Below are 17,989 nucleotides of genomic sequence, written 5' to 3'. Positions count from 1 at the left end.
GGGCCATTTCGACTGCGCCGCGAACTCGACCTCAGCGACACCGATGCCCTGAACGTCGACGACCTCGCCGCCCACCTCAAGGTCAAGATCGTCAGCGCCGAGAAGCTCGTGAGCCGTACCCGCCTCGAAGAACTCGAACGAGTCCAGGCGTACGCTTTCTCCGCCGCGACCTTCCAGGTCTCCGGCAGGAACATCGTCGTCACCAACCCGCTCCGCACCCCGGGCCGCAGGGCCAGCGACGTGGCCCACGAGCTCTCCCACCTCGTCCTGAAGCATGACCTCACCGAGATCCGCGAAGTCAATGGCATGCCCTTCAGGACCTGCCGCCCCGACGAGGAAGAACAAGCCACTGCCTTTGGCGGAACACTCATGCTTCCCCGCCCCCTGCTGCTCGGCGCAGTCCGCCGCCAGTGGGGGCCAGCGCAGATCGCCGAGCACTACGGAGTGACCGAAGAGATGGCCCGATACCGGTACAACACCACTGGGGTGGCCAAACAGGCCCGAGGCCGCTGACGGCGCCGGAGGTAGGCGCTGTCAGTCTGCCGCTTGCCGCCGGGACGTGGCGCGGGAGCAGGCAAGTACTTCGGTTCGCGGACTCTGCGCATGTCGGGCCGCCGTCAGCACTGAATGACGCACGCGTACGAGTGTGTGACGGTACGTCGATACGCGATCACCGACCTTCTCGACGACCTTGCGGGAGCATCTGCCGCATCGGCACGTTCGTCAGGTCTGACCGCCTCGGTTAGCCATCACAGCCGAAGCCTCGGCCAGCACCACCCAGGCCGCCTTGGTCCCGCAGTTCGTGACCTGAAACCCCCACTGTCCCTGGGTCAGCTCGTTCACGATGTGCAGGCCCCGTCCGCGCTCAGTGTGCAGCCCGCTCACTGCCTCCGACGCGGTGGCTTCCGGCGAGGACACGGCAGCCAGGTAGAGGTCCGTAGGGAGAAGAGGATTCCCGTCGTGGATCTCGCAGATGTATCTTTCGGCAACAGAGCGAAGGTGTACCTCGTACGGGCCGCGCGCGTGCTCGTGCGCGTTCGCCACGAGCTCCGAGACGGCCAGGACTCCGTCGCTGACGACGTCTCCTGACAGGCCCAGATCCTTGAGGACACGTCGCAGAACCGCGCGGGCTTCGCCGGTCGGGTTGATGGTGTGGTCGGTCCAGCGGTACACGAGGCCGAGAGCGGCGGACGGCGCGCTGATCATCGGGCGGCGGACCTCCTGTGGGTGACGTCGGTGGCCGTCTCCCGGAGCTGCGACGTGGTCGCGGAAGCGCGTCAGGCACGCCGCTGAGAGGCGTACGGCCGCAGGAAGCACCCCGGCTTCGGGCGCGCGACCCCGGGAGGATCGTGGCTCAGGCACCAGCCATGAGACCGGTCGCGAGTCACGCACTCAACGATGGCCGCCGGTGCCCCTGATGCTCATGGGCGTTTATGAGCGCGAGGGCCAGCGAGCGAAGAGGCACTCCAGCGAGACCGCCGACCCGCCGTCGGCCTGGGCTTCCGCCCGTCTGGTCACTGGGAGTATGGGCGGGTGAGTGCTGACGTGTTGGGACGCTGGGTGCCGGATCGCCCCGAAGATGTGGCCACAGTCTTCGCCAATGCGGACTTCCCCTGGTGGATCGCCGGTGGCTACGCGATCGAACTCGCGGTCGGCCGCGAGCTGCGTGCACACGGCGATCTCGACGTCCTCGTCCTCCGGCGTGACCAGGGGCTCGTACATGAACTGCTGGCCGACTGGGACCTGTACGTGGCGGATCCGCCTGGCCAGGGGGAGTTGCGACCGTGGCGTCCTGGAGAGGTCCTTCGACCGCCGCTCCACGACATCTGGTGCCGCCGCACATCCAAGGCGCCCTGGTCGGTGCAGCTCATGCTGGACGAGGCCGAGGGAACCCAATGGGTCTCACGGCGCACCCCGGAGATCCGGCTCCCGATCGACATGCTCGGGCGGACGAGCAAGACCGGCATCCCATATCTCGCGCCCGAAGTGCAGCTCTTCTACAAGGCCAAGGCGACCCGGGACAAGGACGAGACCGACTTCGAAGCGGTACTGCCGCTGCTCGACGCTCCGGCACGCGCCTGGCTGACGGACGCGATCAAGGTGATCGCGCCCGGCCACCCCTGGATTCGCCGGCTCCTGCCGGTCAGCCAAACGTAAGCAGCGGAACGTCGTAGAGGTCGGGGTTCCGGGGCCGGGTCATGGTGGGCGACGTGACTTCCACGATCAGCAGCTCGCTGAGGAACTGGACCTTGGCGCTGAGAAGATGGCTCGTCCTGCCGTCGGCCGACTGGGCCTTCAGACCGGCGGAGACGTGGATGTGCGGGAGTATTCCGCCGGTGGCGGGGTCCTGGGCGAGGGTGCCGGCGCCGAACGCCTCGACGTTGGTTACGTACGTCTTCGCCCAGACCGGTGCGTCCGGGTCCGCGAGCTTCTCGCAAGCACCCACGATCTCGGCCTCCGCGAAGGCTCCGATGAACGAGGGGATGTAGCCCTGCCGGACGCCGTTGTCCCGGCAGAAGGTGGACAGCGCCTCAAAAAAGTCCTCCCCGTGGTCGAAGGTGACGCCGAAGGTACGGCCGACGGTCAGCTCGTGAGCACGCATGTGGCGGGAGTCTCCTGATGAGGTGGGATCAGCGGGCGGAGGCGGTGGTGAAGGTCTCGCGGACCGTCGCTCCGTCGGCGCCCTGGGCGAGCAGAGCGTGCAGGAGGAGCCGCGCCTGATACGGGCCGAGGTCTCCAGCGCCGATGAGCCCACGGCCGAGGAGGTCCTTCTCGGAGCCGGCGAAGCCGTACGTGTCGGACAGGACGGGGCCGTTGCCGATGCGGGAGGCGAGGACCACGGGGATACGGGACGCGAGCTTGGTGAGCCCTTCGACGAGACGCTCCGGGACGTGGCCGATACCGAAGGCCGCGACCACGAGTCCGTCGCAGTTGCCGTCCCACAGGTCGAGCAGAGTGCCGTCGTCGCCGAGGGTGACGGTGTAGAGCCCGACGCGCGCCCCACGGTCGGGGGTGCCGACTAGCGGTCCGCGGGACGGCAGGCCGCCCACCATCCGCACCCGGTTCTCCGCGATCCGCGCGATCGGGCCGCTTGCTGGTGAGGTGAAGGCGGCGGGGCTGGTGGTGTGGGACTTGCGGACGGTCCGGGCCGAGTGGATCTCGTCGCCGAGTACGACGAGGCAGCCGACTCCGCTGAGTTCAGGGTCGGCGGCGGCCAGGAAGGCGGCATGGAGGTTGGCCGGACCGTCGGCGCCGGGCAGGGTGGGGTTGCGCATCGCGCCGGTGACGACGACCGGCTGCTCGTGGCCGTGGTAGAGGTCGAGGAGGAAGGCGGTCTCCTCGATGGTGTCGGTGCCCTGCGTGATGACGACGCCGTTGACCTCTCCGGTCTCCAGCTCCGCCGCGATCTCGGCCGACAGTGCGGTGAGGTCCTCGAAGGTCAGGGAAGCGCCGGGCAGACGTCGGAAGTCCCGCACCTTGAGACCGATGCCACTCGTGGCCAACGCGGGTACCGCCGCAAGGAGTTCGTGGGCCGAAAGCGCCGGTACGACGCCTCCGGTGGTGGGATCCGTGGTCATGGCGATCGTGCCGCCGAGGGAGAAGACCGCCACGTTCCTGACTGACTCCGTCATTCCCCTGCTCCCCTGTCCGGACGCCGCTGAGCGCTGCCTCACGAGTGGTTCACGCAGGCTATCGGGTCGGCGCCGTCCGGGTACGCGGAATGATCACCATCTGCTCGGCCACGAACCGGCAGGCTGCCTCCAGCCCTTCGAGGCCGAGCAACCGGCTGCGGGGCCTGGCAAGCCGATCCGTACCGGCCGCCGACAACTGTGCGCACCGGCGACCGAGCCAAGAGGCGTCGAGGCGGAGGTACTCCGCCGTTGCCGCCAGGCGCTGCCCTGCCTGCCCGGCCGCCGTGGCCGAGTGCTGGCTGACGTGGCCCGTCACATCGGCGAACGTCCGCAGGGCTCCCGGCCGCGCGGTGACCGCGAGGCGAGACGCCCCCTCGGTCCGTACCCATGAGGCGATAACGGCCCGGCGCCCGTGGGAGAGCGCGAAGCCGTCGGTGTGAGCGAAGCCTCCGTCGTCGGTCACCCAGGTGCAGATGCCCAAGGACTCCATGAGCGCGACGGCGAGGAAGAGCAGAACGCGCTCGTACGCGGGCGAGGAGGCAACAGCAGTCTCGGGGACGCAGAACCCCCGGCCGCTGGTACCGCCCGGACTCCGGGGTGCCATTCGTTCGAGGTAGCGGTATTTGTGCCGGAAGAACAGCCACGTGGCAGCCTCTTCACCGCGCTGTTCCCTGGTCCAGAAGGCGGGCGCGTCACCCAGGTGGTCACGGTGGCCCAGGATGTACCGGGCGGCGGTCTCCGAGCCGATCAGCATCCGGGAGACTTCGGTCAGGTCCTGGTCGGAGGCGGCTGGTGAGCCTGGGGAAACGGTGAGCGACGCCAGCGATGTGTGCAGGGCTTGGTCGTCGCCGAGAAGTGCCGCCTCGAAGCCGGACACGGCCCAGAGGATGCCGTAGGTGAGATCGTCCAGTTCGTACGCGGCGGGGATGTCGACCGGGGTGGAGGCGGTAGCGCGGACGCCGCTCGACCGGGCGTCGGTGACGAACTGCCGGACCGCCCCGTCCACCGTGCGGTTCGCGACGACGAGCGCGCGCATCGGCATGGCGCGCCAGGGACCCAGCTCCGGGCGGGAGTCGAGCCTCAGGCTGTCCCCGAGGAAGGAGACCGCAGGAAGGGACAACACAGGAAGCGCCGTCGTCGGGACGGACCGGCCGGCGGGTAACAGAAGCTGGCCCGGCCCTTCGGGCAGCGTCGCATACCCACGGGCTCCGGTACCCGCCGTTCCCGGTCGCCCCGTGGAGTCCGGGGTGTGCGGATCGGCCGTGGGCAGGAGCCCGAGCAGCTCCTCCGGGACTCCGAGCGCATCGGTCCACTGGACGAACTGCCGTCGGTCGCGGATCTGTTTGAGCCCTCGTTCCAGTCTGCTGACCTCGGCCTGGTCGATGCTGACCATCCGCGCCACGCCGGCCTGGGAGAGGCCCGTGTGCTTCCTGAACAGCTTGACGACGGTGCCGAGTTCCCATGCAGCCACGGCTCGCCGGACCGTCGGATCACGCCAGAAGGCCGGGTCGGCCCGTCGGGCGGCCGGCCCGCCCTGGCACGAAGCGCATCGTGTACCGGCATTGAAGCGGCTGAGAAGGGCACCGCAGCGCGTACACCGCCGCTGTCCGCTGTCGACCATGGTGGGCATTCTCCCTCGTTCTGTGATCACCCGAGCACGTTCCGCTGATGGGGCTCATAAACACTCATAGGCGTGCGCCTTCGTAGCGGCCATCGTGGTGGAGCACCGCCGACCGGAGCCGCGTGCCGCGACTCCCCGGACGTGAGGATCCGACCTGTGACCTCCTTGACCCTGCCACCCCGGCCCCCCGGTTCGCCGCCGCTCGCCCATGCCTGGCAGACGCTGGCGGACGGGCTGCTGACCCAGCGGCTCCATCTCCATATCGACGAATGGCGGGCTGCTGTCGCCGAGGAGAAGGCGCTGCCGGACGTGCCGGGCGCCGATGTCTCCGTGCTGGCCCAACGCCCGTCGCCGCTGCCGGCAAGTGACGAGTCCGCGATGGCGCTGCTGGGGGACGCCGGGCTCGGCTTCTGGTGGGAGCTGCCCCAGAGGCACGGAGTGGAGTCGCGGAACCAGCGCGGGGCACTTCACCGCGCCGCCGACACCGCTGCCCAGAATCTGCTCGTTGAGCAGTCCGGGGCGTGCTGGTCCGACGCTGTGATCGCCGTCAGCGGCGCCGCCGCGTGGTGGGTGGGCTTCTTCGCGGTCATCCGCCACTGCGGGGTGCACCACATCACGCTGGAGCCGCACCCGAGCCCGGTCCATGAGCAGGCCCTGGGCACCGCCGTGAGCGTCGTGGCCCACGGCATGGCCACGCGGGTGCTGAAGACGGCGCTGCGCGACTCCGCCGACGACCAGGCCCTCCGCGCCACGTACTGCCGGGCCATCGAGGCCGGCATCTGCGCCGAGCCCGAACTACCCGAGCTCATCGATGAGTTGGCGGAGCTCCGGCTGGTGGACCTGGTATCCACCACGGCCCGCTGGCGAGGCCGCTTCACCAAGTACGCCGGCGGCACGGGGGCGGGGCAGGTCGAATGAACCACCGCTATCCGTTCATCGTCATCGAGGGGCTCGACGGCACCGGCAAGACGACGCTACGCAAGGGCCTGTTCCGGCTCTGGGAGGGGCTCTACGGCGTCACCCCGCTGTGCGTGCTCACCACCAACTTCCTCGCCGCCGACCAGGCCGCCGCCATCGTCACCGGCAAGTACCAGCCGAACGCCGGGAACCGTGACGCCTACCTGTCCGCGATCGCGTCGGACAAGCGGGCCACGCTGGATCGCCTTGTGCTCCCTCAGCGACCGGCCCGGCCCGTGATCGCGGATCGCTGGCTGCTCAGCGAGCTGGCCTTCTTCGCCGTGAAACACGGCATGAGGGCGTCGGAGACGTACGAGACGCTGGCCACGCACCTCACCGTGGTCCCCGATCTCACGCTCGTCCTGGACCTGGAGACCGACGCCTCGATGAGCCGGGCGCAGGCCCGACAGGGAGACGCCGTCCGAGCCGACTGGGACGTGCATGACGTCCAGAGCCGGGTTCGGGAGACCTATGAGGCCGTGGTGACGAAGCCCGACCAGTTCCCGCTCCTCGGCGACGTGGTCCGCCTGGATGCCCGCCGCCCCCGGTCCGAGGTGCTGCTCGCCGCCTGGGACGTACTGCGCGATCGACAGCTGGTACCGCCCATCGCCGCCCACACGGAAGGAGGAGAGACCTGTGACTGACGACACGAAGGCGAGGCGTCTGCGCGAGGCCCTCGGCGACAGCGAGCGGAAGCACCCTCTCCTGGCGATCGGTGCGGTGAACGCGCTCGCCGCGCACGTCGCGGCGGAGGCGGGCTTCGACGCCCTGTGGGTGAGCGGCCTGGAGGTGTCCGCGGCCTCCGGGCTACCGGACGCCAACGTCCTGGGCCCCCGGGACCTGTCCGACGTGGTCGCCTCGCTCGGCCGTGTCACCGAACTGCCTGTCGTCGTGGACATCGACAACGCGGGCGGCTCGGGGCGCACGGCGGAGCGGTTCGCCTACGACCTGATGCGCGCCGGAGCCGCGGCAGTGTGTGTCGAGGACAGCGCGTACCCCAAGTGCAACAGCTTCGCGGCCCACCGTGCCCAGAGCCTCGCCGACCGGGACCTGCTGTGCGAGCAGGTGGGGCGCATACGGAAGACCGCCGGTGACGGCCTCGTGGTCGTGGCCCGCACCGAGGCCCTGATCGCCGGCGAGGACATGACCACGGCGATCGCCCGCGCCGAGGCGTACGCCGACGCCGGAGCGGATGCGATCCTCATCCACTCCAAGGACGCGACCGGTGATCAGGCGCGGTCCATCGGACGCGCGTGGAACCACGGCGTACCGCTGGTCAGCGTGCCCACGGCGTTCCCCGACCTGAGCGCCGCCGAGCTCGGCGAGGCCGGCTTCCACCTCTGCATCTACGCGAACCAGCTCAGCCGTGCCGCCCTCGCGGGTATGCGCACCGCCGCTCGTCAGTTCCAGCGCGGAGGGAGCTTCCGCTCCACCGTCGCGGGGTCCCTCGCGGAGGTCGGCGACCTGATGCGCGTCGGCGAACCGGAGGCGCTGTCGTGCCTCTGACGCCCGAACTGCCTCGGATCAGCGTCTCCGTGAAGGCGGCGATCGTGCGCGACGGCGCCGTCCTGCTCCTGTCGTACGACGACGAGGCCGGGTTCCACTACAACCTCCCTGGCGGCAAGGCCCAGGTTGGCGAGGACCTGCGCCAGGCCGTGAACCGCAAGGTCGCGCAGGAGACCGGCCTGAAGGTCGTGGCCCGGCGTCTGCTGTGCGTCGTCGAGTACGTCCCTGAGTCGTGGCAGGGCGAGTTCGGGGACGTACAGAAGGTTCAGTTCAACTTCCTCGCCGAGCAGGTGGACGACGCCGAGCCGCGCATGCCGGAACCGCCGGACCCCATCCAGGTGGGCTTCGAGTGGGTTCCGCTGGAACGTCTGGGCCACGTGTACCTGCTGCCCCGGATCAACCGCCCGCTGTCGGCGGCGTTGAGCGGGGAGCTCGCCGACCCCTTCGTGGACAGGTGGTGACCTTCATGGATCCAGCGCTGAAGGATCTGCGGGAGTGGCTGTTGCGGGAGCACTCAGGGACGGTCTGTGCCGACCGACTCCACGTGATCGCCGCCGAGCTCGCCGACATGACCGCCTGCGGTCTGCCGGGAGCCGTGGTGGAACTCGGCTGCTACAGGGGCGCGATGGCCCTCTGGATCCGTAGCGTGCTCGACTCGCTGGGCGATCGCGACCGGGAGATCCACGTCTACGACTCCTTCCAGGGCATGCCCGCGCCCGGCGCCGAGGACTCGGACCACCTGGCGGCGGGCGAGCTCCAGTCGTCCCCGGACGACGTGCGCGTCACGCACGCGGCCTGGGGCAGGCCGGCGCCGGCCATCCATCCGGGGTGGTTCGACGAGACCCTTCCCAAGGAGCTGCCGGACGAGATCGCGTTCGCCTACCTGGACGGCGACTTCTACGACTCGACCCTCACGGGACTCACGCACTGCGTCACCCGCCTGGTGCCGACGGGTGTGTTGCTCGTCGACGACTACGCGGACACGGCGGTCAATCCACGAGCCTGGGACGGGCTCCCCGGGGTGAAGCGCGCCTGCGACGCGTACTTCGGCGCGCCGTCGCCCGTGACCGTCGTCGTGGGCGAGGGTGATCTGGCCTTCGGCCGGTACGAGAAGCCGGGGTCCCTCAGATGAGCGCAGTCCTCGTGGTGCGCGGAGCGGCGGACGCGGGTGCGATCCGCCGCGCGCTGCCAGCCGTCCCCGTGCACGACTTGCTGGACCTGAACTGGCCTCTGCCAGCCGACGCGGCCGTGGTCGTCTTGCGTTCCGGTGTCCGACTCGGAGAGCGGGAGCTCGACGCACTTCCTGAGCTGCGGCACGTCGTACGGACCGGCTCCGGCATCGACCACATCGACGTGAGCGCCCTCCAACGCCGTGGGATCACGCTGCACCGCAACGCCGAGGCCGGGGCGGCAGCCGTGGGCGAGTGGGTCCTCGCCGCTGCTCTCGCCCTGGCCCGGCGGATCCCCCTGGGGCAGCACGCGCTCATGCTCGGCCGCCACGAGAAAGAGGCGTGCATGGGTGTCTCACTCGGCACCCTGGCCGCAGGCGTCTGGGGCGCGGGTCCGGTGGGGCTGGCCGCCGGCCGGGCCCTCGCCCCACATGTAGCACGCACGGCCTACGCCACATGGCCGTCGAATCCCCCCGGCCTGCGGGAGGTGTCGCAGGCGACGCTCATGGAGCAGTCACAGGTGCACGTGGTCGCCCTGCCACTGCGTGCCACGACCCGGCAGTTCATCGGCGAGGCATTCCTGACACGCGTCGCTCCGCAGCAGCCCCTACTGATCTGCGCCGGGCGGCTGGAGACCCTCGATATCGCCGCCTGTCTGCGGGCCTTGGCGGACGGCGGACTCTCGGGCCTCGCACTCGACCCGGTCGAGCGGGAGCACCTGCCGCTCCTCACCGGCTCCACAGTGCCGCTCAACCTCTTGGCCTCGCCCCACATCGGCGCCCAGCGGTCCGACGTGCGCGGCGCGCTCGACCGATGGGCCGTCGATCTCCTCAGGGAGATCACCGCCGACGACGAGATCCTCATCGAAGGAGGCCGCTCGTGAACTCATCAGCACAGCTGCGCCGGGAGATTGCTGACGGAGTCGCCCGGGAGCTACTCGTCTCCGGCCTGGCTCGTGAGGTCTGGCTGGAGGGAGCGCTCGCCTGCGGCTTCGCCCACGCGGCCAGCGATATCGACCTGCGCGGCATCGTGGACGGCGACCTTCCGGCGTGGGAGTCGCGCATCGTGGACGGCGTCCGTGTCGACCTCCAGGCGGCGGCGCCGCAGCGGGCGGAGGAACTCCGTCACCTGCTCCGCTCCTTCGACGTCCGCCGCGACGACCTCGGATCGTTCCGCCGAGTACGCGCCTCGATGCACGACCTCATGTGTCTGCGCACCGCTCTCTCGTACGGCTCCGGACGCTGGGACCCGGTGCTCGATGCCGGGGAGTGCCAGGGCTACCGACGCTGGGCGGTCGCCGACCAGGCGGAGGTCGCGGCGAGTCTCGCCGAGGACCTGACCGGTCTCGTCGAAGACGGCCTGGCCGAACCCGCCCGCGTCGTGTGCCGGAAGCTGGAGACCTGCCTCACCGCGCTCGAGTGCGCGGCGGCTGGTCATCCGGTCCTGGGCGACAAGTGGCTGCCGCTGCTTGCCGGCGCTCCGTTCGGTCCGCCGATCGAGCCGGCCCACACGGAGACGTGGGAGTGGTTCCGTCCCGTTCAGCGACGCGTGGCCAGAGCGCTCCTGGGCTGCTGGCCCGTCGACGACCCGCTGCAGAAACCTCCCAACCTGGTTGGCCCTGACTCCGGCTGGCTACCGCAGCGGTACGCCGACGGGTGGTTCCTGCGCCGCAGCGACGTCCACATCCCCATCACCGGCGGACAGCTTCTCGGGTGGCTGTCCACGGTCTTCACCGATGGCGCGTAGACCGCGCCTCTCCTCCTCAGGAGTCCTCTCATGCCCGTCACCCGCACCGCCCCCATCGACCTGGAGAGCCTTTACGCCCCGCTGTCGAGCACCGGGCCGGACACGGCCGTCTCCGTCATCCTCAAGCTCCGCGGGGAGACCTGCGACATCGACTGCCTGTACTGCTTCGAGAAGCGCAAGGAGTCACCGGGCGGCGCCCGGATCAGCGCGGCGCAGGTCCACCGCCTCGGTTCGATCTTCTCCGGGCGTCCGCTCAGCGTCGAACTCCACGGCGGGGAGCCCCTGACCGCCGGCCGGGAACGGATCGCGGAGATCCTGGACGCGCTCGCCACACAGCCGAACGTCATCCGCGTGAGCCTCCAGACCAACGGCCTCCAACTCGACGACTCCTGGCTGGACCTGTTCGAGCGGCACTACTCGGAACTGGAGATCGGCATCTCCCTCGACGGGGACGCGCTGGGGAACTCGTGGCGAGTGGGCTACGACGGCCGCCCCACCTACCCGCGAGTGGTCGAAGCCCTGAAGCTCCTCGGCCGTCGGGAACGCCGCGTCGGCGTCATCTGCGCCGTCACCCCGTACGTCCTCGGTCGGGCCTCCGAGGTCATGGAGCACCTCGCATCCTTTCCCGCCGTGACGACGGTCAGCCTTGTGCCGTGCTTCGACGCGGCGGTCACCCGGTCGACCGCAGTGGCCGGATCTCGTGCGCCGACCAGTCGGGCACTCCAGCGGCGGGCCATCGGTCCCACCGGCCCGGCCTGGGCCGTCACGCCTCGTCAATACGCCGACTTCGTGTTGGAGGCCGCCCACCACTGGGTCGTTGACGGCGTGTTCCGCCGCGTCAAGCTGGAGCCCGTCGTGTCCGTCATCCGCCGTCTGAAGGGTCTGGGGACCCGTTCCTGTCACTTCTCCGATTTGAAGTGCGACCATGTCCTCACCCTCTATCCCGATGACCGCCTGGGAAGCTGTGACGAGCTGCCCTGGCCGCAGGCCGGCCTCGCCTCTCTCGGCGACGTCCACACCGAGGCGGACGTGGCCAGCGCCCAGGGCGGCTCTGCTTTGCTCCAGCAGGCACGCTCCCTGGTGACGAAGTGCACGACCTGCGACTACCGCGATACCTGCGGCGCGGGCTGCCCGGCGGTCCGGGTCCGATTCGCCGCCGCGGGCGACGAAGACGCGTACTGCGACCACCGCATGCGCCTGATCGACGGCGTCGCAGCCCTCCTCGCCCAGCCAGACCTTCCGCCCGGTGCAGCATGCTCCCGGTTGCGCTGGCGTCCCGTCCGCCCCAACACCATGCACCACGTCTCCGCCTTCCTGGCCCGCTGGGACGACCCCACCGCTCCCCGCTCGCCCGCGCGTCTCCAGGTCAGCGCCAACGGGAACATCAACACGGTCGGCCTCCCCGGCGTGCACGAGGCAGACGATCTCGACCCCCACCATCCCCAGTGGTACGCGGGCATCGAGCCCGGCATCCACCCGATCGTCGACGCGCTCACCTCAGGCTGGAACACCGTCACCTATGACAGCTGCCAGGGCCACGCCTACGCCGACCTCCCCGGAGCCGAGCCCCGATTCCTCTCGGTCGGCATCCTGCCGCGCGACAGCGCCGAGTACCCGCGAACAGCGGCACGCCTGTGCCATGCCGCCAGCCGAGCCGTGTCCTCCCTGCCCGGGACGTGTTCGCTGGTCCTCGGTCGCAGCGAACTCACGTGCCGCACCACCGGCCGGATCTATCCGACGCTCGACCTCCATCTCGTGCCCGCTGCCGGCACCACGTTGGCCGAGTACTTCGAGGACCTCGCCCAAGCGGTGCACGTACTCACGGTGGCACTCGCCGAAGCCGCCTCTGCCCCGCCCTCCACCTCCTGCGCGTGCGGAGGCAAGCAATGATCCACATAGCCGAGACTCTGTCCATCCGCACTGTGGAGGGCTTCCTCAAGCCGGACGAGATCGAGCGACTCAGCCTCGTCATGGACGACACACTCGGCTCCCTCGGGCGCGACCGGTACGGCACGGCCCGCCGCACCACCATCCACGAGATCCCCGGTCACTCCCCCGCCGAGGCGCAGGACGTCTACGAGCCGGCCGGCCGGATCGAGATGACCGAGATCCCGTACGAGGCGACCGACTTCCTCGACCAGGCTCTGCAGCTCCACATGGTCGCGATCACGCGCACGCTGCCGTCGGTCACCGGCCACCGGCCGTGGATCTACCTCGAATACGGGGCCGGCCAATACATCACCGCGCATGCCGACGGTATCGCCCCCGATCCCCTCACCCGTCCCCGCCAGATCGCCGCCGCGACGGTCACGCTCACGGACATCCACGACACCGGCGGCGCGTTCTACGTGGAGACCACGGGCAGCGACGCCGTCTGGACCGCCGACGAGGCGCCGATCGGATCGGGTTACGCCCAGGGAATGCGCTTCGCTCACGACGGGACAGACACGTCCTCGCCCTGGTTCCGCACCATGCCCCGCACTCGATGGAGCGTCGCACCCGCTCCCGGCACGCTCGTGGTCTTCGGCAGCCAGCTCGTCCACGGCACCGAACCTGTCCGCGCCGGCCGCGTTCGCAAGTTCCTCACGCTCCTCGTCTCCGAGTAGGGGGCTTCGCCGCCTTGACCGGCCCCCGCGGCCCGCCCCGCAGCGCCCCTTCCCCCGACTCACGGCCCCGACCAGAAGAGAGAGCGAGCAGTGGCAGAAGACAAGACGTTCGACGAGTTCCTGGAGGCGGTCGCCTCCCTGCGCGACAGCGACTCCGTGCGCACCACAGCGCACACCTCCAACGCGGCCACCGAGACCTGGCTGGCCACCACGGTGCAGCCCGACGCCGCTGAGCCCACCACCGAGTCCTGACCCGCCACGGGGCCGGGCCCGTCCGGTCCGGCCCCGTTCCACCCCCGGAGCCCCAGATGAGCGCTCTCTCCCTGGAAGCCACGGTCGCCCTCGGCGGCATCGCCGACCACCAGCACCTACAGACCAGCCGTATCGCCTCCGTACTCGGCAACCGCCTCGGCTCATCCGCCCTCGACTACGCCGTGGCTCACCACCTGCTCGAAGGCGCCGAACACGCGGCGCGCGCCCGCCACGCGGACCGCCTCGCCTGGTACCGCCGTACGACGGTACGAGACCTGACCCTCCTGTCGGCTGGCCCACACCTCGTGCTCAGCCCGTGTCCCGCGGACCTGCTCCGCTCAGAGATCTCCGAAACCGCGTACTACCTCATCGGCCCCGACACCAACCCCGCCCCACCCGAGGCCCTCGGCCTCGTTGGTGCCGCGATCGCCTCCGCGACCGAGCACGGCTTCGGGACCCTGCTCACCCAGCACGCCCCCGTCGTCTGCCTGCTCAACCATCGCCGACCTCACCAGACTCTCCACAGTTGGGCCCTCACCCGCCTCCCGGGCACCGTCTTCACCGACTACACCGCCCAACCCGAGGTCCTGGCCCGTGACCTGATCCACGAGGCCGCCCACAACTGGCTCAACGACGCCCTGGCCGCGTACGACGTGAGCCTCCCCGCCGACGTCACCTTCTTCTCACCCTGGCGGGGAACTCCTCGTCCCGTCTACGGCTTCCTTCACGCCTGCTGGGCCTTCTCCCTCACCGTGATGTACGTACGGAAAGCACGGCGCCGCGCCACAGGCGCCGTCGCACCCTTCCTCGACGCCTTCCTGCGCCAGCAGGCGGCCCAGTTCGCTGCCACGGCCGAGTGCTTGGATCAGGCCCTCACGTACGTGCCGACAAACGAAATCCGTGAACGCATCGGCCGAGCAGTCGGCGAGGTCGTGGGTCCCGCATAGCAACAGCCTGAGTTCGGTGGGGCTGGGGCAACCTCCTGGCGCAGGTCGCCTGACCAGCAGCTAAGCCTGAGCGGCCAGCTTCTTGCTGGCGGCGTCTAGACGGGCCAACGCGCGGCCCCGGCCAAGCAGTTCCATGGACTCGAACAGCGGGAGTCCGATCGTCCGGCCGGTGACCACGACCCGAAGGGGCGCCTGGGCCTTGCCCAGCTTCAGCCCGTGCTTCTCGCCGACGGCGAGCAGGACGGCCTTCAGGTCGTCCGCCTTCCAGTCCGCGACGCCGGCCAGCTCGGCGCGGGCGTCCGACAGGACCTGCCTTCATCGCCTTGTTCCACGACACCTCGTCCTCGACCGGCTCATCGAGGAAAAGGAAGTCCACATAGCTGGTGATCTCGGAAAGCAGCGCCAGCCGGGTCTGGGCCAGGGAAGCCGCCGCCTCGAAGACGTCCTTGTCGAACGCCTCTGGCCGCCACGGCGCGTAGGGGGCCACGAGCCACGGCGCGCAGGCGGCGGCGAACTGCTCCGGTGACAGGGTGCGGATGTACTCGCCGTTGAACGCCGTCAGCTTCTTCACGTCGAAGAAGGCCGGCGCTGTGTTCACGTCCTCGATCCGGAAGAGCTGCTCCAGCTCCTCGTACGGCCTGATCTCCCGGTCCTTCCCTAGTGCCGAAGCTGTTGCTGTTCCACGGGATCTCGCCCAGGTCCTCGCGGTGGTTCATGAGCAACTGCTCCGGCGCCAGGGCCGAGAAGTCCTCCGCCACGTAGAGACAGGAGAAGGTCATGCCATTCGGCGTGATCCCACGCCGGCCCTAAGTCTTCTTGAGGTGCTGTCGAAGTCGCATCGGCAGGGACTTCTCGGCCTTCCCCACGTAGACGAAATTGTCGTGCGGGTAGAGCTGGTAGACACCGGGGCGCTACAACAGCTGCTTGATGCTCACGTCACTCAAGGGGGCCCTGGTCAGCTTGGCGAGATCCGCCGCGAGCTGATCGCCGAATGCCTTCGGGTGAAGCTTCGGTGGTATGTCGACTCCTCCGGCCCCCTGCTCTCGCCGTCATGGCCCCCGTGGCCCTCCTCGTGCTTCTGCCGCTGTGGAGCGTACGACCTCACACGAGTTTCTGCGGCGCATGGGTCGCAATGAACACTACTCCGCGGTATGGTTCTGGCTGCACTGAACTGCTAGGAGTGGAAAATGCAACGGACGTCGGTGGAGCTCTTCGCGGGCGGGGGCGGGCTGGTCCAAGCCAGCACGAACACCGGCTTCCGGCACCTGCTGCTGAACGAGTTCGCGAAGAGGGCGTGCGAGACACTCGAGAGCAATCGCTTCGAGGCGTTTCCGGCGGACGTCGATTCCGATGTGCTGGCCAAGTGGCTGGACCAGATCGATGAGCAACGCGCGGAGGGCCTCGAAGCCGGGGGCGCCATTGAGCGGCCCCTGTACCCTCCCCTGGTCACCGGCGACGTCCGAGGGTTGGACATGCGCTTCCTCAGGGAGCGAGATGTCGACCTTCTGGCCGGCGGGCCACCATGCCAGCCGTTCAGCCTTGGTGGAGTCGCGAAGGGTGACGAGGACGAGCGGAACATGTTCCCGGAGATGTTCCGGGCGGTTCGCGAGATCCGTCCCAAGGCCGTCATCTGTGAGAATGTCCGCGGTCTCCTTCGTCCGTCCTTCAATCCCTACTTCGAGTACATCAAGCGCGAGCTGTCCCTGCCGTTCGTGAAGCGGCGACGGGGCGCCACGTGGCAGGAGCACGACCACGCGTTGCGGGAGCGGCTCGACGCGAAGGACACCGATCCGGCGGAGACCTACGCGGTCACCCAACACGCCGTGAACGCCGCTGACTACGGGGTGCCACAGATCCGCAACCGGGTGATCCTCCTGGCGTTCCGCGCCGACCTGGGCGTGGATCCGGATCTGGTCAAGCGCGCTGTCGCGCGCACCCACTCCCATGCGGCCCTCGCGCGGACGATCCTCGATGGCTCCTACTGGGACCGCCACAAGCAGGCAGACGCCAAGATTCCGAAGCGCGTCATCGATCTGGTGACCTCGCGCTACGCGAATGAGCAGCTGTCGTTCGAGAGCGGGGATGAGGAGCTCCAGCCATGGCTCACCCTTCGAGACGCGGTAATGGGGCTCCCCAAGATCAACACCAGCATGTTGGACAAGACGACGGAACAGGGCGGATTCCCCGACCACATCGGGTGGCCCGGAGCCAGGATCTACGACGGGCACACACCCAACGAACTCGACCGACCGGCCAAGACCGTCAAGGCCGGGGTGCACGGTGTGCCCGGTGGCGAGTCGGTCATGCAGCTCGACAACTTGGTGCGTGACGAGAAGACCGGCCAGTTGCGCCCCGAGCACCGCTACATGACCGTGCGCGAGACTGCCCGGGTCATGACATTCGGCGATGACTGGAGCATGGCGGGCCCGCGTGGTGAACGCATGAGGCAGCTGGGCAACGCGGTTCCCGTGAAGCTGGGCGAGGTGTTCACAAGCGCCGTCGCGAAAGCCCTCGACGACGCGGAACGGCGCTCATGAACGACGCCGCCGAATCCCGGCAGATGGGCTGGAGGGACAAGCCGCCGCCCGAGAGGGCCTGGCGGGGACGGCAGGGACGGACGAGGAAGGCGATCGTCGCCGAACAGGATCGTGCTGCGGGTGGCCGGGAGGGCCGCTATGTCAAGCGCAAAGACGGCGACTACGCGCTGGCCTCGATCACGCTGAAATTGTTGCCCAGGACTCGTCGGATCAGGGCCTATCTCCGCTGGTCGGAGGACGGGCGTTCGCCCTCCCTGTATGTCGGGGAAGTGGAACACCTGACGCGTGCGGCGAATCTCGAACAGGCTTGGCGGATCGCCAAGGACCGGGGATTGGTTGGAGAGCGTCCTCTCCCGGAAGGGTCGTGGGCGTCGTCCCCTGCCACACGGTCAACAATGCGCGGGAACCGAGGCCGCGACACGGCACCGGAACTACGTATCCGCTCACTGCTGCACCGCGAGGGTCTGCGCTACCGAGTATCGGCGCGGCCGCTTCCCGGGGTGCGGCGAACCGCCGACCTCGTCTTCACCCGCGCCCGTGTCGCCGTCTTCGTGGACGGGTGCTTCTGGCACGGGTGCCCCGATCACTGCCGCCCAGCGCGCACGAACAGTGACTTCTGGCGCGCCAAGATCGACGCAAACCGGGCCAGGGATGCCCAGACCGACCAGTTCCTGGCAGAGGCGGGATGGCGCGCCATCAGAATTTGGGAGCACGAGGATCCCGTACAAGCGGCGGGTCGGGTCGCCGCGGCCGTTCGCGACTTTGCGGCACGGAGTGATCACAACGTTCCGTGATTCAGAAGATCGCCGATGGCGTCGGAGGCTCGGCGCAGGACGATACGCCCGTCGCCGTCGCTGAACGCGAGCAGGTCGTCCCCAACGTTGATGCCGGCCTCGGCCAACAGCCCCAACGGTAGTTCGACGCGTCCATCGGGCTCTACGGATACCTCGGCGGGTTCACGGATCACGGGAGGAGTCTCCCAAGGACCGCCGGCATCTGCCACCGACGCTGCGGAT

At 69.3% G+C, this 17,989-nt stretch carries 20 protein-coding genes and 1 pseudogene; 15 read left to right on the top strand and 6 right to left on the bottom strand.

The features are described from left to right. Nucleotides 1-108: 108 nt before the first annotated feature. Nucleotides 109-513 carry an ImmA/IrrE family metallo-endopeptidase gene (locus IG05_RS0114295; protein WP_030342566.1) on the top strand — a complete coding sequence of 135 codons (405 nt, stop codon included), beginning with the start codon at nt 109-111 and terminating at the stop codon, nt 511-513. Nucleotides 514-723: 210 nt separating this feature from the next. Here the strand turns inward: IG05_RS0114295 and IG05_RS42160 are convergent, their stop codons facing one another. After that, nucleotides 724-1,206 carry an ATP-binding protein gene (locus tag IG05_RS42160; protein ID WP_051789820.1) on the bottom strand — a complete coding sequence of 161 codons (483 nt, stop codon included), beginning with the start codon at nt 1,204-1,206 and terminating at the stop codon, nt 724-726. Between the two features lie 327 nt (nt 1,207-1,533). Between IG05_RS42160 and IG05_RS0114280 the strand changes: the two genes are divergently transcribed. Continuing rightward, nucleotides 1,534-2,157: a nucleotidyltransferase domain-containing protein gene (locus tag IG05_RS0114280; protein WP_030342563.1), complete on the top strand. Its 624-nt coding sequence runs from the start codon at nt 1,534-1,536 to the stop codon at nt 2,155-2,157. Here the strand turns inward: IG05_RS0114280 and IG05_RS0114275 are convergent. Genes IG05_RS0114275 through IG05_RS0114265 form a run of 3 tightly spaced genes read right to left on the bottom strand, consistent with a single transcriptional unit; the run spans nt 2,144 to nt 5,103 of the window. Further along, nucleotides 2,144-2,602, bottom strand: a complete 459-nt coding sequence (locus tag IG05_RS0114275) for a PPC domain-containing DNA-binding protein (protein WP_030342561.1) — start codon at nt 2,600-2,602, stop codon at nt 2,144-2,146. The two genes, IG05_RS0114280 and IG05_RS0114275, sit on opposite strands and share 14 nt — an antisense overlap. 28 nt (nt 2,603-2,630) lie before the next feature. Beyond that, complete coding sequence (locus IG05_RS0114270; protein WP_030342559.1) at nt 2,631-3,632, bottom strand: asparaginase; 1,002 nt, start codon at nt 3,630-3,632, stop codon at nt 2,631-2,633. A gap of 58 nt (nt 3,633-3,690) precedes the next feature. Next, complete coding sequence (locus tag IG05_RS0114265; protein ID WP_051789817.1) at nt 3,691-5,103, bottom strand: helix-turn-helix domain-containing protein; 1,413 nt, start codon at nt 5,101-5,103, stop codon at nt 3,691-3,693. 306 nt (nt 5,104-5,409) lie between these two features. Here IG05_RS0114265 and IG05_RS48345 point away from each other — a divergent pair, with 306 nt between their 5' ends. The 11 genes from IG05_RS48345 (at nt 5,410) to IG05_RS0114210 (ending at nt 14,436) form a co-directional block, all read left to right on the top strand. Next, nucleotides 5,410-6,171: a hypothetical protein gene (locus tag IG05_RS48345; RefSeq protein WP_199808311.1), complete on the top strand. Its 762-nt coding sequence runs from the start codon at nt 5,410-5,412 to the stop codon at nt 6,169-6,171. Then, entirely contained in the window at nt 6,168-6,854 is a 687-nt protein-coding gene (locus tag IG05_RS0114255) for a dTMP kinase (RefSeq protein ID WP_030342554.1), read from the top strand. Before IG05_RS48345 ends, IG05_RS0114255 begins: the two co-directional genes overlap by 4 nt. Then, on the top strand, nt 6,847-7,716 hold the full coding sequence (locus IG05_RS0114250; RefSeq protein ID WP_030342552.1) for an isocitrate lyase/phosphoenolpyruvate mutase family protein: 870 nt from the start codon (nt 6,847-6,849) through the stop codon (nt 7,714-7,716). The genes IG05_RS0114255 and IG05_RS0114250 overlap by 8 nt, the downstream gene beginning before the upstream one ends. After that, a complete protein-coding gene (locus IG05_RS0114245; RefSeq protein WP_030342550.1) occupies nt 7,707-8,177 on the top strand; it encodes an NUDIX domain-containing protein in 471 nt (156 codons plus the stop codon). The genes IG05_RS0114250 and IG05_RS0114245 overlap by 10 nt, the downstream gene beginning before the upstream one ends. Nucleotides 8,178-8,182: 5 nt before the next feature. Next, nucleotides 8,183-8,848 (top strand): TylF/MycF/NovP-related O-methyltransferase, encoded by a 666-nt coding sequence (locus tag IG05_RS0114240; protein WP_030342549.1) that lies wholly within the window; start codon nt 8,183-8,185, stop codon nt 8,846-8,848. Further along, entirely contained in the window at nt 8,845-9,768 is a 924-nt protein-coding gene (locus IG05_RS0114235; RefSeq protein WP_030342548.1) for an NAD(P)-dependent oxidoreductase, read from the top strand. The genes IG05_RS0114240 and IG05_RS0114235 overlap by 4 nt, the downstream gene beginning before the upstream one ends. Further along, nucleotides 9,765-10,631 (top strand): hypothetical protein, encoded by an 867-nt coding sequence (locus IG05_RS0114230; protein ID WP_051789815.1) that lies wholly within the window; start codon nt 9,765-9,767, stop codon nt 10,629-10,631. The genes IG05_RS0114235 and IG05_RS0114230 overlap by 4 nt, the downstream gene beginning before the upstream one ends. Nucleotides 10,632-10,661: 30 nt before the next feature. After that, nucleotides 10,662-12,521: a radical SAM protein gene (locus IG05_RS0114225; RefSeq protein WP_030342545.1), complete on the top strand. Its 1,860-nt coding sequence runs from the start codon at nt 10,662-10,664 to the stop codon at nt 12,519-12,521. Further along, nucleotides 12,518-13,237 (top strand): 2OG-Fe(II) oxygenase, encoded by a 720-nt coding sequence (locus tag IG05_RS0114220; protein WP_030342543.1) that lies wholly within the window; start codon nt 12,518-12,520, stop codon nt 13,235-13,237. Before IG05_RS0114225 ends, IG05_RS0114220 begins: the two co-directional genes overlap by 4 nt. A 90-nt stretch (nt 13,238-13,327) precedes the next feature. Continuing rightward, the gene (locus IG05_RS47780; protein ID WP_158506780.1) at nt 13,328-13,489 is read left to right on the top strand and encodes a hypothetical protein; all 162 of its coding nucleotides are present in this window, start codon (nt 13,328-13,330) and stop codon (nt 13,487-13,489) included. A 56-nt stretch (nt 13,490-13,545) separates the two neighbouring features. Then, nucleotides 13,546-14,436, top strand: coding sequence for an aKG-HExxH-type peptide beta-hydroxylase (locus tag IG05_RS0114210; protein WP_051789812.1), 891 nt, complete (start codon nt 13,546-13,548; stop codon nt 14,434-14,436). A 60-nt stretch (nt 14,437-14,496) separates the two neighbouring features. Here the strand turns inward: IG05_RS0114210 and IG05_RS49200 are convergent. Further along, nucleotides 14,497-15,094, bottom strand: a pseudogene (locus IG05_RS49200) (glutamate--tRNA ligase); the annotation flags it as partial. Between the two features lie 529 nt (nt 15,095-15,623). Between IG05_RS49200 and IG05_RS0114200 the strand changes: the two are divergent. Together IG05_RS0114200 and IG05_RS45015 are read left to right on the top strand one after the other, a co-directional pair. Further along, a complete protein-coding gene (locus IG05_RS0114200) occupies nt 15,624-16,973 on the top strand; it encodes a DNA cytosine methyltransferase (RefSeq protein ID WP_037813726.1) in 1,350 nt (449 codons plus the stop codon). Then, nucleotides 16,970-17,767, top strand: coding sequence for a very short patch repair endonuclease (locus IG05_RS45015; protein ID WP_234335856.1), 798 nt, complete (start codon nt 16,970-16,972; stop codon nt 17,765-17,767). The genes IG05_RS0114200 and IG05_RS45015 overlap by 4 nt, the downstream gene beginning before the upstream one ends. Here the strand turns inward: IG05_RS45015 and IG05_RS0114195 are convergent. Beyond that, a complete protein-coding gene (locus tag IG05_RS0114195) occupies nt 17,752-17,940 on the bottom strand; it encodes a hypothetical protein (protein ID WP_030342538.1) in 189 nt (62 codons plus the stop codon). The genes IG05_RS45015 and IG05_RS0114195 overlap by 16 nt on opposite strands. Nucleotides 17,941-17,989: the final 49 nt, after the last annotated feature.

This window comes from Streptomyces sp. NRRL S-1022 (genome assembly GCF_000720135.1).
Classification (GTDB): Bacteria; Actinomycetota; Actinomycetes; order Streptomycetales; family Streptomycetaceae; genus Streptomyces.
The sequence above is the reverse complement of the archived record's forward strand: the minus strand, read 5'-3'. Positions and strand labels throughout refer to the sequence as shown.